Annotated in this window: 11 protein-coding genes and 1 pseudogene; 6 read left to right on the forward strand and 6 right to left on the reverse strand. The window is 64.2% G+C overall.

The features are described from left to right. The first annotated feature begins 137 nt into the window (after nucleotides 1–137). Entirely contained in the window at nucleotides 138–1,640 is a 1,503-nt protein-coding gene (gene ppx / locus A4C63_RS07715) for an exopolyphosphatase (RefSeq protein WP_063912176.1), read from the forward strand. On the opposite strand, the gene ppk1 is transcribed toward ppx, so the two are convergent. Further along, nucleotides 1,627–3,870 carry a polyphosphate kinase 1 gene (ppk1, locus tag A4C63_RS07720; RefSeq protein ID WP_063912177.1) on the reverse strand — a complete coding sequence of 748 codons (2,244 nt, stop codon included), beginning with the start codon at nucleotides 3,868–3,870 and terminating at the stop codon, nucleotides 1,627–1,629. The genes ppx and ppk1 overlap by 14 nt on opposite strands. Nucleotides 3,871–4,083: 213 nt before the next feature. Between ppk1 and A4C63_RS25400 the strand changes: the two genes are divergently transcribed. Then, nucleotides 4,084–4,728 carry a DedA family protein gene (locus A4C63_RS25400; protein ID WP_172827492.1) on the forward strand — a complete coding sequence of 215 codons (645 nt, stop codon included), beginning with the start codon at nucleotides 4,084–4,086 and terminating at the stop codon, nucleotides 4,726–4,728. 501 nt (nucleotides 4,729–5,229) lie between these two features. Here A4C63_RS25400 and A4C63_RS26705 read toward each other — a convergent pair. Then, nucleotides 5,230–5,856: pseudogene (locus tag A4C63_RS26705) on the reverse strand (sterol desaturase family protein); the annotation flags it as partial. A 112-nt stretch (nucleotides 5,857–5,968) separates the two neighbouring features. Between A4C63_RS26705 and elbB the strand changes: the two are divergent. Next, nucleotides 5,969–6,628: an isoprenoid biosynthesis glyoxalase ElbB gene (elbB, locus tag A4C63_RS07735; protein ID WP_063912180.1), complete on the forward strand. Its 660-nt coding sequence runs from the start codon at nucleotides 5,969–5,971 to the stop codon at nucleotides 6,626–6,628. Nucleotides 6,629–6,693: 65 nt separating this feature from the next. Here the strand turns inward: elbB and A4C63_RS07740 are convergent, their stop codons facing one another. Continuing rightward, nucleotides 6,694–7,146, reverse strand: a complete 453-nt coding sequence (locus tag A4C63_RS07740) for a YaiI/YqxD family protein (RefSeq protein WP_013974739.1) — start codon at nucleotides 7,144–7,146, stop codon at nucleotides 6,694–6,696. 171 nt (nucleotides 7,147–7,317) lie between these two features. On the opposite strand from A4C63_RS07740, the gene A4C63_RS07745 reads away from it, so the two are divergent. Further along, on the forward strand, nucleotides 7,318–10,173 hold the full coding sequence (locus tag A4C63_RS07745) for a class I adenylate cyclase (protein ID WP_063912181.1): 2,856 nt from the start codon (nucleotides 7,318–7,320) through the stop codon (nucleotides 10,171–10,173). 95 nt (nucleotides 10,174–10,268) lie between these two features. Here the strand turns inward: A4C63_RS07745 and rnk are convergent, their stop codons facing one another. From rnk to cyaY, 3 genes are all read right to left on the reverse strand, one after another. Next, nucleotides 10,269–10,679, reverse strand: a complete 411-nt coding sequence (rnk, locus tag A4C63_RS07750) for a nucleoside diphosphate kinase regulator (protein ID WP_063912182.1) — start codon at nucleotides 10,677–10,679, stop codon at nucleotides 10,269–10,271. 146 nt (nucleotides 10,680–10,825) lie between these two features. Continuing rightward, a complete protein-coding gene (locus A4C63_RS07755) occupies nucleotides 10,826–11,050 on the reverse strand; it encodes a DUF1289 domain-containing protein (protein WP_013974742.1) in 225 nt (74 codons plus the stop codon). Between the two features lies 1 nt (nucleotide 11,051). Then, the gene (gene cyaY, locus A4C63_RS07760) at nucleotides 11,052–11,384 is read right to left on the reverse strand and encodes an iron donor protein CyaY (protein ID WP_063912183.1); all 333 of its coding nucleotides are present in this window, start codon (nucleotides 11,382–11,384) and stop codon (nucleotides 11,052–11,054) included. A gap of 297 nt (nucleotides 11,385–11,681) precedes the next feature. On the opposite strand from cyaY, the gene A4C63_RS07765 reads away from it, so the two are divergent. Together A4C63_RS07765 and lysA are read left to right on the forward strand one after the other, a co-directional pair. Further along, complete coding sequence (locus A4C63_RS07765) at nucleotides 11,682–11,894, forward strand: lipoprotein (protein ID WP_063912184.1); 213 nt, start codon at nucleotides 11,682–11,684, stop codon at nucleotides 11,892–11,894. Between the two features lie 9 nt (nucleotides 11,895–11,903). Beyond that, complete coding sequence (lysA, locus tag A4C63_RS07770) at nucleotides 11,904–13,151, forward strand: diaminopimelate decarboxylase (protein WP_063912185.1); 1,248 nt, start codon at nucleotides 11,904–11,906, stop codon at nucleotides 13,149–13,151. Nucleotide 13,152: the final 1 nt, after the last annotated feature.

Below are 13,152 nucleotides of genomic sequence, written 5' to 3' on the forward strand. Positions count from 1 at the left end.
ACCGTCATACAAGTGTCATAGCATCGAATGGCACATTGCCTTGCATCAAGGCCAGCACAACGGCTGAGTGTCACGCGTTGGCGATAGCCTGCTATCGTGGCACGATTGCCGGGTTAACGACCGAGAAAAACCAGATCATGCCGCATACCATCGCGAAGAACCTGTCCCTGATCGCCGCCATCGACCTTGGCTCCAACAGCTTTCACATGGTCGTGGCAAAGGCCCACCATACCGAAATCCGCATTCTCGAGCGGCTCGGCGAGAAGGTTCAGTTGGCCGCCGGCATCGACGAAGAGCGTATGCTCAGCGAAGAAGCCATGGAACGAGGCCTGGACTGCCTCAAGCGCTTTTCCCAGCTGATCAACGGCATGCCGGCAGGCTCGGTACGCATCGTCGGCACCAACGCCTTGCGCGAAGCGCGCAACCGCAACGAATTCATCCAGCGCGCCGAAGCCATCCTCGGCCACCCGATCGAGGTGATCTCCGGCCGTGAAGAAGCGCGCCTGATCTACCTGGGCGTGTCGCACACCCTGGCCGACACCCCGGGCAAGCGCCTGGTGGCCGACATCGGCGGCGGCAGTACCGAGTTCATCATCGGCCAGCGCTTCGAGCCGCTGCTGCGCGAAAGCCTGCAGATGGGCTGCGTCAGCTTCACCCAGCGCTACTTCCGCGACGGCAAGATCACCCCGGCCCGCTACGCCCAGGCCTACACTGCTGCGCGCCTGGAGCTGATGAGCATCGAGAATGCCCTGCACCGTCTGACCTGGGACGAGGCCATCGGCTCGTCCGGCACCATTCGCGCCATCGGCGCCGCCATCAAGGCTGGCGGCCTGGGCAATGGCGAGGTCAACGCCGAGGGGCTGGCCTGGGTCAAGCGCAAACTGTTCAAGCTGGGCGAGGTCGACAAGATCGACTTCGAAGGCGTCAAGCCGGACCGCCGCACCATCTTCCCGGCGGGCCTGGCGATTCTCGAAGCGATCTTCGATGCCTTGGAACTGCAGCGCATGGACCACTGCGACGGTGCCCTGCGCGAAGGCGTGCTGTTCGACCTGCTGGGCCGCCACCACCACGAAGACGTGCGCGAACGCACCCTGAACTCGCTGATGGAACGCTACCACGTGGACCAGGGCCAGGCCGCGCGCGTCGAGCGCAAGGCCTTGCACGCCTTCGACCAGGTGGCCGACGCGTGGGACCTGAAAGACGGAAATTGGCGCGATCTGCTGGGCTGGGCAGCGAAAGTGCACGAAATCGGCCTGGATATCGCCCACTACCACTACCACAAGCACGGCGCCTACCTGATCGAGCACTCCGACCTGTCGGGCTTCTCCCGCGAGGACCAGCAGATGATGGCCTTGCTGGTGCGCGGCCACCGCCGCAACATCCCCAAGGACAAGATCGCCGAGCTGGGTGAGGAAGGGGTCAAGCTGCTGCGCCTGTGCGTGCTGCTGCGCTTCGCCATCCTGTTCCACCACATCCGTGGCAACCAGCAGATGCCGAAGGTCGAGCTCAAGGCTGCCGACAGCAGCCTCGATGTGGCCTTCCCGGAGGGCTGGCTGGAACAGAACCAGCTGACCCAGGCCGACTTCGCCAACGAGGCAGAGTGGCTGGCCCGGGTCGGCTTCGTCCTCAGCGTACGTTGAGGACCGGGTTGCTCAGGCGCTCCAGCAGGGTCGCCTGGGCACTGCGCGGGTTCTGGTTACCGGTCGGCGTGCTGCGCACGTAGCGCCCGTCCGGCTGCAGGGTCCAGGCGTGGGTGTTGTCGGTCAGGTAACCTTCCAGTTCCTTCTTCACCCGCAGCAACAGCTTCTTGCCTTCCACCGGGAAGCAGGTCTCGACGCGCTTGTCGAGGTTGCGTTCCATCCAGTCGGCACTGGACAGGTAGATCTGCTCTTCGCCGCCATTGAGGAAGTAGAACACCCGGGTATGTTCGAGGAAGCGGCCGATGATCGAGCGCACCTGGATGTTGTGCGAAACCCCCGGAATGCCTGGGCGCAGGCAGCACATGCCACGCACCACCAGGTCGATCTTCACGCCCGACTGGCTGGCCTTGTACAGCGCCTTGATGACCTTGGCGTCGGTCAGCGAGTTGAACTTGGCAATGATATGCGCCGGCTTGCCTTCGAGGGCGAACTGGGTTTCCCGCGCGATCATGTCGAGCATGCCCTTCTTCAGGGTGAACGGCGCGTGCAGCAGTTTCTTCATGCGCAGGGTCTTGCCCATGCCGATCAACTGGCTGAACAGCTTGCCGACGTCCTCGGTGAGGGCGTCGTCAGAGGTCAGCAGGCTGTAGTCGGTGTACAGGCGGGCGTTGCCAGCGTGGTAGTTGCCGGTGCCCAGGTGCGCATAACGCACGATCTCGCCCTGCTCGCGACGCAGGATCAGCATCATCTTGGCGTGGGTCTTGAAGCCGACCACACCGTAGATCACCACGGCACCGGCGGCCTGCAGGCGGCTGGCCATCTGCAGGTTGGACTCTTCGTCGAAGCGCGCCCGCAGCTCGATCACCGCGGTGACCTCCTTGCCGTTACGCGCCGCGTCCACCAGCGCGTCGACGATTTCCGAGTTGGCCCCGGAACGGTACAGGGTCTGGCGCACGGCAAGCACGTGCGGGTCCTTGGCGGCCTGGCGCAGCAGGTCGATCACCGGGGTGAAGGACTCGAACGGGTGCATCAGCAGGATGTCCTGCTTGCCGATCACGCTGAAGATGTTGTCGGCGTTCTGCAGCAGCTTGGGGATCGCCGGGGTGAACGGGGTGTACTGCAGCTCGGGATGGCTGTCCAGGCCGGTGATGCTGAACAGGCGGGTAAGGTTGACCGGGCCGTTGACCTGGTACAGCTCGCTTTCGCTGAGGCTGAACTGCTTGAGCAGGTAGTCCGACAGATGTTTCGGGCAGGTGTCGGCCACCTCCAGGCGCACGGCGTCACCGTAGCGGCGCGAGAACAGCTCGCCGCGCAGGGCGCGAGCCAGGTCGTCGACTTCTTCGGAGTCCAGCGCCAGGTCGGCGTTACGGGTCAGGCGGAACTGGTAGCAGCCCTTCACCTTCATGCCCTGGAACAGGTCGTCGGCGTGCGCGTGGATCATCGACGACAGGAACACGTAGTTGGCGCCTGGGCCACCCACCTCTTCCGGCACGCGGATGACCCGCGGCAGCAGGCGCGGGGCCGGGATGATCGCAAGGCCCGAATCGCGGCCGAAGGCATCGACACCCTCGAGCTCGACGATGAAGTTGAGGCTCTTGTTCACCAGCAGCGGGAACGGGTGGGTCGGGTCGAGGCCGATCGGGGTGATGATCGGGGCGATTTCGTCGCGGAAGTAACGGCGCACCCAGGTCTTGAGCTTGGGTGTCCAGTAACGGCGTCGGATGAAGCGAATATGGTGCTTTTCCAGCTCGGGTAGCAGCACATCGTTGAGTATCGCGTACTGGCGCTCCACTTCGCTGTGCACCAGGTCGCTGATGCGCGCCAGCGCCTGGTGCGGCTGCAGGCCATCGGCGCCGGCCTGCTCACGGGCGAAGTTGATCTGCTTCTTCAGGCCGGCGACACGGATCTCGAAGAACTCGTCGAGGTTGCTGGAGAAGATCAACAGGAACTTGAGGCGTTCGAGTAGCGGATAGTTCTCGTCCAGCGCCTGTTCCAGCACACGGATATTGAATTGCAGCTGCGAGAGCTCGCGATGAATGTACAGGCTGCTGTCGTCCAGGCCTGGGACGATGATCGCCGGGGCCGGTGCGGGCGCCGGAGCCGCAGGCTCTGCCACCGGCTCCACCGCAGGCAGGGGCGCCGGCGGCAGGTCTGGCGGGGTCTGCACCATCTCTTCGGGGATTTCCTGAGCATCCTTGATCGCGACAGGGGTTAGCACTTCATTATTCATCTGGCGTTCCTGAGGACGTTAACGCCCTATCATCAATTGAGCGGCAAGATAAGCGCCCATTATGACGCCTGTGTTACACACCAGGGCAAGCCATGGCGCGTGGCTTCTGGCATTCTCCGAGCAGGAATTGTTCATGTCGAGACACATTTGGACACTTTCACGAACGCGCGCGAAGGGGTAGGCTTCGCGTTCATTTCGCCAGCACCTCAGAAAATGCTTCAACAATTCCTGCAGGATTTCGGCTACTTCGCCCTTTTTCTAGGCACCTTCTTCGAAGGCGAGACCATTCTGGTGCTTGCGGGGTTCCTTGCGTTCCGCGGTTACATGGACATCAACCTGGTGTGCCTGGTGGCGTTTTTCGGCAGCTATGCCGGCGACCAGCTGTGGTACTTCATGGGCCGTCGCCACGGGCGCAGGATCCTGGCACGCAAACCACGCTGGCAGGCGATGGGTGACCGGGCGCTGGACCACATCCGTCGCCACCCCGACATCTGGGTACTGAGTTTCCGCTTCGTCTATGGCCTGCGCACGGTCATGCCGGTGGCCATTGGTCTGTCCGGCTACCCGCCACGCCGCTACCTGCTGCTGAACGGTATCGGCGCGGCCATCTGGGCGGTGGCCCTGGGCGCGGCCGCGTATCACTTCGGCGCCATCCTCGAAGGCCTGCTGGGCAACGTGAAGCGCTACGAGCTATGGGTGCTCGGCGGCCTGCTGGCGCTGGGCGGCCTGCTGTGGCTGCGCCGGCGCTTCCGCACGTTGCGCGCGGAGCGCAAGGCGGCGGGCATGCCCCAGGCCCCAGAGGCTGAACAGGCTGTAAGCCACGAGCAGGAACCAGGCCAGCGGCACGACCACCGCTAAGCCCAGTGCGCCGGCCAGGTATAGCGCCGGCGCATTCGCCAGTAGCCGTACCCACTCCAGACGCACGGCCCATGGCCGGTTCTCCAGCAGCGCGCCCAGCACGAACAAACCAAACGCCATCAGCGCCCAGCCGAGTACCAGTGCGGCGGTTGGCACGCGCTCGGCCACATCCATCAGGTAGCTGCCCAGCGCCACGTAAACCACGAATTGCGCCGCCACATAGGCCTGCTGCGCGCGGCCCAGGGCCACCTCGAACTTGCGAAACAACGCCAGGTCCTGCTTGGCATGTGGGTAGCCTGCGGCCACATCGGCCGGGCGCCAGCCGGTGGGCATGAACCAGATACGCAGCTTGTCCCATAGGCTGCCAGCGCGCCGGGCATCGTGCCAGAGCTGGGCATAGAACTGCAGGTTGGCCCACAGCGGGTTCCAGCTGGCCAGCGGCGTGGTCACCCCGAACACCACCGGTTCGGCCGGGTCCTCCTCTTTGAAGGTGCCGAACAGACGGTCCCAGAGAATGAACACGCCGCCGTAATTGCGATCCAAGTAAACAGGATTTTGCGCATGGTGGACGCGATGGTTGGATGGCGTGATCAACACCCACTCGAACCAGCCCAGCTTTGGAATGTGCCGGGTATGCACCCAGAACTGGTACAGCAGGTTGAGCGACGCCACCGTGATGAACACCAGCGGCGGCACACCGAGCAACGCCAGCGGCAGGTAGAACAGCCACGAAAAGATGAACCCGCTGCTGGTCTGGCGCAGCGCCGTGGTGAGGTTGTACTCCTCGCTCTGGTGATGCACCGAGTGCGCAGCCCACAGCACGTTGCGCTCGTGGCCAAGACGGTGCAGCCAGTAGTAGCAGAAGTCGTACAGGACAAAGGCCAGCAGCCACACCCACCAGGCCTGCGGCGGCAGGCGCAGCAGCGCCAAGTGCTCGAACGCCAGGGCATAGGTCACCAGCCCTACCCCTTTGGTCAGCAAGCCGGTACTGGTCGACAGCGCGCCGGTGCTGAGGCTGTTGATCGAGTCGGCCAAGGTGAAGTTGCGCTGGCCACGTACGCGGTCAGCCACCAGCTCGACGGCAATCAGCACGAAGAAGAACGGCACGGCCAGCAGGATCAGGTCCATGGGTACGACCTCAGACGTTATCGGCCAAGATTAGGCCGCGCGCGCAGGAATCCCTATGGCTACATCTGCCAAACTAGAGGACATTTAGCGCCTCGACACTGGAGTAAAAAGCATGACAAAAAAAGTAGCGGTGATTCTTTCCGGCTGTGGCGTGTATGACGGCGCCGAAATCCACGAAAGCGTGATCACCCTGCTGCGCCTCGACCAGCGTGGTGCGCAGGTGCAGTGCTTCGCGCCGAACATTGCGCAGATGCATGTGATCAACCACCTGACTGGCGAGGAAATGCCCGAGTCGCGCAATGTGCTGGTGGAATCGGCGCGCATTGCCCGCGGCGAGGTCAAGGACATCCGCGAAGCCAAGGCCGAGGACTTCGATGCGCTGATCGTGCCGGGCGGTTTCGGGGCGGCGAAGAACCTGTCCAACTTTGCCGTGGAAGGCGCCAACTGCAGCGTCAACCCGGATGTGCTGGCCCTGGCCGAAGCCTTTGCCGACGCCTGCAAGCCGGTTGGCCTGATCTGCATCTCGCCGGCGCTGGCGGCGAAGATCTACGGGCCGGGCGTGGTCTGCACCATCGGTACCGACGCCGGCACTGCAGCGGCGGTGGAGAAGATGGGTGGCACCCATGAACCGTGCGACGTGCACGATATTGTCGAAGACACCCAGCGCAAGCTGGTGACTACCCCGGCATACATGGAGGCCAAGTCGATCAGTGAAGCGGCTGGCGGGATCTACAAGCTGGTGGATCGGGTGCTGGAGCTGACCCACGAGTAACGGGTACAAGATTCAGAATCTGACGCGGTCCCTGTGGGAGCGGCCACCCCGCCAGCAGGGTCGCTTCAGGGTTTGGATAACCGGGCAATGATCCGGTCCAGCGCATTGGCAAACGCCTGCTTCTCGCGCTCGCCATAAGGTGCCTGCCCTCCCCCCACCTGGCCCTGCTCGCGCAGCTCGGTGAACAGGTTGCGCGCAGCCAGGCGGTCGCCCATGTTGCGCTCGTCGAACTCGCGCCCGCGCGGGTCCAGCGCCGCCACGCCCTTTTTCACCAGGCGGTCGGCCAACGGTACGTCACTGCAGATCACCAGCTCGCCGGGCACTGCGTGCTCCACCAGGTAATCGTCGGCCGCGTCCATGCCGCTGGGCACCACGATCAGGCGCACGATCGCGAACGCCGGTTTGGCCACAGCCTGGCCCGCCACCATCACCACCTCGAACTTGCGCTTGAGGGCGAACTTGACGATCAGATCCTTGGCCGCCTTGGGGCAGGCGTCGGCATCGATCCACACACGCATCGGAAAACCTCACAATCGGCTTGAGGCACCCATCATGCCTCAAGCGCAGCGAAAGCTGGAGCAGCCGCCACATACGCTGGGAAAATGGCGCCAATATTTCAATTGCCGCTTATCCACCCCCGCCACTCAGGCTAAACTCGCCACAGCTCCGCTGGCCTGCCCGAGTGTGCAATGAACCACCCCCACGAAATCCGCCCCGACCTGGACGAAGGTATCGACCGCAAGGTCCTGGCGACATTGCGTGCGCGCTTCCTGCGGCTCAACCAGGGCCGGCTGCAGCGGGCGCTGGAGGGTCTGTCGACGCGCCAGCAACAGGTGCTGACGCTGCTGCCGCTGCTGTTTCACGTGAACCACCCACTGCTGCCGGGCTATGTCTCCGGCAGCACCCCCGCTGGCGTATCGGGCTACGAGCCAAGTGCCGACCTGGTAGTCGAGGCCCAGCGCCTGGCCCGCTCGTTCACCTACAAGGCCCGCCATGGCAATCCACCTCGGCCGATACACGGCCTGTTCCTGATGGGCAGCCTGGGCTCGCTGGCCCAGGCCGAGCAAAGCGACATGGACCTGTGGGTGTGCCATGCGCCCGGCCTGGCCGACGAGCTGCTGGACGAACTGCGGCGCAAATGCCAGCTGCTGGAGGCGTGGGCGGAAAGCCTGGGTGCCGAGGCGCACTTCTTCCTGATCGACACGCAAGGTTTCGCCCAGGGCCAACGCGAAGGCCAGCTCGGCTCCGACGACTGCGGCACCACCCAGCACTATCTGCTGCTGGACGAGTTCTATCGCACCACTATCTGGCTGGCCGGGCGCACGCCGCTGTGGTGGCTGGTGCCGGTCTACCAGGAACACCATTACCACGCCTACACCCAGACCCTGCTGTCCAAGCGCTTCATCCGCAGCCAGGACGCCCTCGATCTCGGCAACCTGGCGCACATCCCGCCCGGCGAGTTCGTCGGCGCCGGCTTGTGGCAACTGTTCAAAGGTATCGACTCGCCCTACAAGTCACTGCTCAAGCTGCTGCTGACCGAGGCCTACGCCAGCGAACACCCCGCCGTACGCTGCCTGAGCCTGGACTACAAGCAGGCAGTGTTCGCCAACCAGCTTGACCTCGACGAGCTGGACCCCTACGTGATGGTGTACCGGCGTATCGAGCGCTACCTGCTGCAGCGTGGCGAATTCGCGCGCCTGGAGCTGGTGCGGCGCAGCCTGTACCTGAAGGTGAACAAGAAGCTCAGCGACCCGGCCCGGGCCAATGGCTGGCAACGCCAGCTGTTGCAACGCCTGGCCGACGAGTGGGGCTGGGACGAGCGCCAGCTGGCCCTGCTGGACAGCCGCAGCCAATGGAAAGTGCAGCAAGTTGCCGTCGAACGCCGTGAACTGGTGGCCGAACTGAACCACAGCTACCGCTTCCTCAGCCAGTTCGCCCGTACTCAGAACGCCAGCAGCCGCGCCGACCAGCGCGATCTCAATGTGCTGGGCAGGCGGCTTTACGCGGCCTTCGAGCGCCGCGCCGGCAAGGTCGAAGTGATCAACCCTGGTATCGCCCCGGACCTGGCCGAAGGTACCCTGACCCTGGTCCAGGCGCCCAACCGCAAGGAGCCCGGCAGCCACCACTGGGAGCTGTACACCGGCAACCTGAGCCCCCATGAGGTGGACCACTTCAGCCCGCTCAAGCGCTGCCGCGAGCTGCTCGAACTGCTGACCTGGGCCCATCGCAACGGCGTGATCGACAGCAGCACGCGCCTGGCGCTGCACCCGGGTGTCAGCGACCTCAGCGAATTCGAGCTGTTCAACCTGATCGGCTGCCTGCAGCAGAGCATCCCCCTGCCCTTGCCGACCGTCAGCGAGGTGCGTCTGCTGCAACCCAGCGTTGCCGACGAAGTGCTGCTGCTGGTCAACGTCGCCATCGACCCGCTGCGTCACCACCGCGACCTGAACATCCTGATGACCACCGAGCGCACCGACTCGTTGAGCTATGCAGGCGTGCGCGAGAACCTGGTACTGACCCTGGACCAAGTCACCCTCAACAGTTGGAACGAGGTATTGGTCCAGCGCTTTGATGGCGAGCACGCGCTGGTGCGCTGCCTGCGCGACTTCCTCAACAGCCCCGTGCTGCGCGGCCACCGGCCGAGGGTGCGGGTGCGCTGCTTCTGCCAGAGCCGCGCCCAGGCCATCGGCCAACGCGTGGAGGAAATTTTCGACACCGTGCAACTGCTGCTGGACCAGGGCCTGAACCACCGCTACCTGCTGCAGGTGGCCCAGCACACCCATGTGCTGGAGCTGCTGGCCGGGCATGTCGGCCTGACCACCCTGGCCGAGCATGAGGCGCTGCTGGAGCACCTGGGCGAAGAGCGTAGCGCCTACAGCCCGCTGTACCTGGATGCCAACGCCCTGCAGGACCACGACCTGCGCCTGGTGCTGGAGCAGGGCCGGCCGGCCTGCATCCAGGTGTTCTACCGCCTGCAGGGTGGCTCGGCCGAGCTATACGTGCTGGATGAATACAACGCCCTGTGGCAACAACGCCTGCCCCTGCACGACGAAGCCCACCTGCTGTTGCCGCTGCAACGCTTTCTGCGCTCGGTGGTGATGCGCCGCGATGCCCGGCTACCGCTGGATAACCTGCGGCCGGCCTCGCTGGACATCCACTACGCGCAACTGTTGCCTTCCGGGCCAGGCAAAGCGCGCAGCATCGAGCCGCGCCCGGCCCCGGTCGAGGGTAGCGACCAGCCTTACTATGAGGTGCAGGCGATCATCCAGGCCGGGGTGGCCGGCGCGGCGCATGTGACGCTGTATTGCGACCAGCAGGAGTTTTCCGAACTGGAGCATGGTGAGCAGCTGTATGCGGTGGTGGCCCGGCAGATCATCGGCCAGCGACGCGGTGCAGGGCAGTACCGCTGCTACATCACCGACCTGGACTTGTCTGAGTTGCTGGATGACCAGTTGGGGTCGACGCAGGTGTACCTGCGCTACAAGCGGGAGCTTGAACACGCTTTGAATGAGGGGTTGGAGCAGGTTTTGGCGGAAGGATCCTGAATTCGCAGCACAAGGCTGCTCCTACAAGGGATCGCATCTCAACCTGTAGGAGCAGCCTTGTGCTGCGAATGGGCCGCAAAGCGGCCTCTCGGGGTTTACAGGTCGAAATCGCCCGCGGCTTCTGGCTGGTATTCCACTTCCAGCAACTTCAGCTTGAGGGTCTTGCCCCCCGGTGCCGGCCAGTCGATCTGCTCGCCCACCGACAACCCCAGCAAGGCGCAACCAATCGGCGCCAGGATTGAGACCTTGCCTTCCGGCCCGGCATCCTTCGGGTACACCAGGGTCAGGTGGTAATCCTTGCCGCTGGCTTCCTCACGGCAGTACACGCGCGAGTTCATGGTCACCACGCCAGCCGGGACTTCCTCGTGACCGACAACCTGCTCGGCGCGGTCCAGCTCGTCCTGCAGGGCGAGCACACCCGGCGTACTCTCGTCGAGGCTGTCGATCAGACGCTCCAGACGTTGTACGTCCAATCGGGTGAGGATGAGGGAAGGCTTGGTGCTCATGATCCAGTCAGACTCCTTTGAACAGGCGGTTTTCATCGTGCAGATAAAGCAAAACCCCGCCCAAGGGCGGGGTTTGTGAATGCTTTGGCGTCACCGACGCAGAACCCGACGTTACCACAGCCGGGTAAATACTCAAGTCCCTGCGGTCAGTGTGCCTTAGCCTGGTCGCGCAGGGCCTGGGCCTCGCGGCAAATCTGCCGGCGCCGTTCGTCATCGGCTGAACGCCATTCACGGATATGCTCGACATGCCGGTGGCAACCCGTGCAGACCCGCTGTTCGTCCAGCCGGCAAACGCTGATGCACGGCGACGGCACGGCGGGGCTGACGTTGCTGTAGAGCGGTTTGGGCGGCCGGGCCTGGGTACTGCTCATGTCAGATCTCGTCGAAGTCCAGCTTCTCGCCGGCCCGCTCCCAGACGATGCGCTCGAGCATTTCGCCCAGCAGTTCTTCGCTTTTTTCACACACCCACTTCTTGCTTTCTTCGTCGTAGTCGAAGTGGAAACCGCCGGAACGGTCGGCCAGCCACAGCTGACGCAGCGGCTCCTGGCGGCTGAAGATCAATTGGGCGCCGCCCTCGAACTTGACGGTGAGGACGCCGCCGGAGTTCTCCATGTCCAGGTCCAGGCCGCTCTCGTCGAACAGGTCTTCCAGGGCCTGTTGGGTCGCGTCGACCAGATCATGGAAACGCGCTTCACTCAAACTCATTGCAGGAACCTCGAAATTGGCTGCGTTACAGGCAAGCCCGGCAAGATACGGGCGCTTGCCGCCGAATGCAAAGGTTTAGCCGCTACCTTCACTGGCCCCTTCGCGGCTAAAGCCGCTCCCACAGGGATAGCGCAAGGCCCAAGGCCAGTGCAGTACCTGTGGGAGCGGCTTTAGCCGCGAAAGGGCCCTTGCAGGCGGTAAGAATAGCCCGCCCGGCGGGCCGGCCCTTGCATAGGCAAGCCGTCGGTCGCTCGGTATACTCGGTCGCAATACTGCATATTTCTAAGGATTTCACCCATGAAGCGCCTGATTTCCTCCCTCGCGGCGCTGGTCGCTGTTGCCTGCCTCGTTTCGGCCTGCGGCCAGAAAGGCCCGCTGTACCTGCCTGAAGACGGCAAGGACGGCAAGGCCAGCCACAAGTCGCACCAGTACCAGCCAAAAGCCAAGCCGGCCCCGGCGCAGCAGCAGCCCGAGCTGCAGTCCGAGCCCGAGCAGTCGCCAGCGCAGTAAGGAAACCAGATGAACGCTTTCAACTACCGCGACGGCGAGCTGTTCGCGGAAGGCGTGGGCCTGTCGGCCATCGCCGAACGCTACGGCACCCCGACCTACGTCTATTCGCGTGCCCACATCGAGGCCCAGTACCGTAGCTACGCCGACGCCCTGCAAGGCACCGAGCACCTGGTGTGCTTTGCGGTCAAGGCCAACTCCAACCTCGGCGTGCTGAACGTGCTGGCGCGCCTGGGCGCAGGCTTCGACATCGTCTCTGGCGGTGAGCTGGAGCGCGTGCTGGCCGCTGGCGGCCGTGCCGACCGCGTGGTGTTCTCCGGCGTAGGCAAAACCCGCGACGACATGCGCCGTGCCCTGGAAGTCGGCGTGCACTGCTTCAACGTCGAATCCACCGATGAACTGGAGCGCCTGCAAGTGGTGGCCGCCGAGATGGGCAAGGTTGCCCCGGTCTCGCTGCGGGTCAACCCGGACGTCGACGCCGGCACCCACCCGTACATCTCCACCGGCCTGAAAGAAAACAAGTTCGGCATCGCCATCGCCGATGCCGAGGCCATCTACGTGCGCGCCGCGCAGCTGCCGAACCTGGAAGTGGTCGGTGTCGACTGCCACATCGGTTCGCAGCTGACCACCGTCGAGCCTTTCCTCGATGCCCTCGACCGCCTGCTGGTGCTGGTCGACCGCCTGGCCGAGTGCGGCATCCACCTGCGCCACCTGGACCTGGGTGGCGGTGTCGGCGTGCGTTACCGCGATGAGGAGCCGCCGCTGGTGGCCGACTACATCAAGGCCATCCGTGAGCGCGTCGGCGACCGCGACCTGGCCCTGGTGTTCGAACCGGGCCGCTATATCGTGGCCAACGCCGGCGTCCTGCTGACCCGCGTGGAATACCTCAAGCACACCGAACACAAGGACTTCGCCATCATCGATGCGGCGATGAACGACCTGATCCGCCCAGCCCTGTACCAGGCCTGGATGGGCGTCAGCGCGGTCAAGCCACGCACAGGCGAAGGCCGTGCCTACGACCTGGTCGGCCCGATCTGCGAGACTGGCGACTTCCTCGGCAAGGACCGCGTGCTGAACCTGGCCGAAGGTGACCTGCTGGCCGTACAGTCCGCGGGCGCCTATGGTTTTGTCATGAGTTCCAATTACAACACCCGTGGCCGTTGCGCTGAAATCCTGGTCGACGGCGACCAGGCCTTCGAAGTACGCCGCCGCGAGACCATCGCCGAATTGTACGCTGGCGAAAGCCTGCTGCCGGAGTAAG

The sequence above is a fragment of the Pseudomonas sp. p21 genome (assembly GCF_001642705.1).
In the GTDB taxonomy this organism is placed as follows: Bacteria; Pseudomonadota; Gammaproteobacteria; order Pseudomonadales; family Pseudomonadaceae; genus Aquipseudomonas.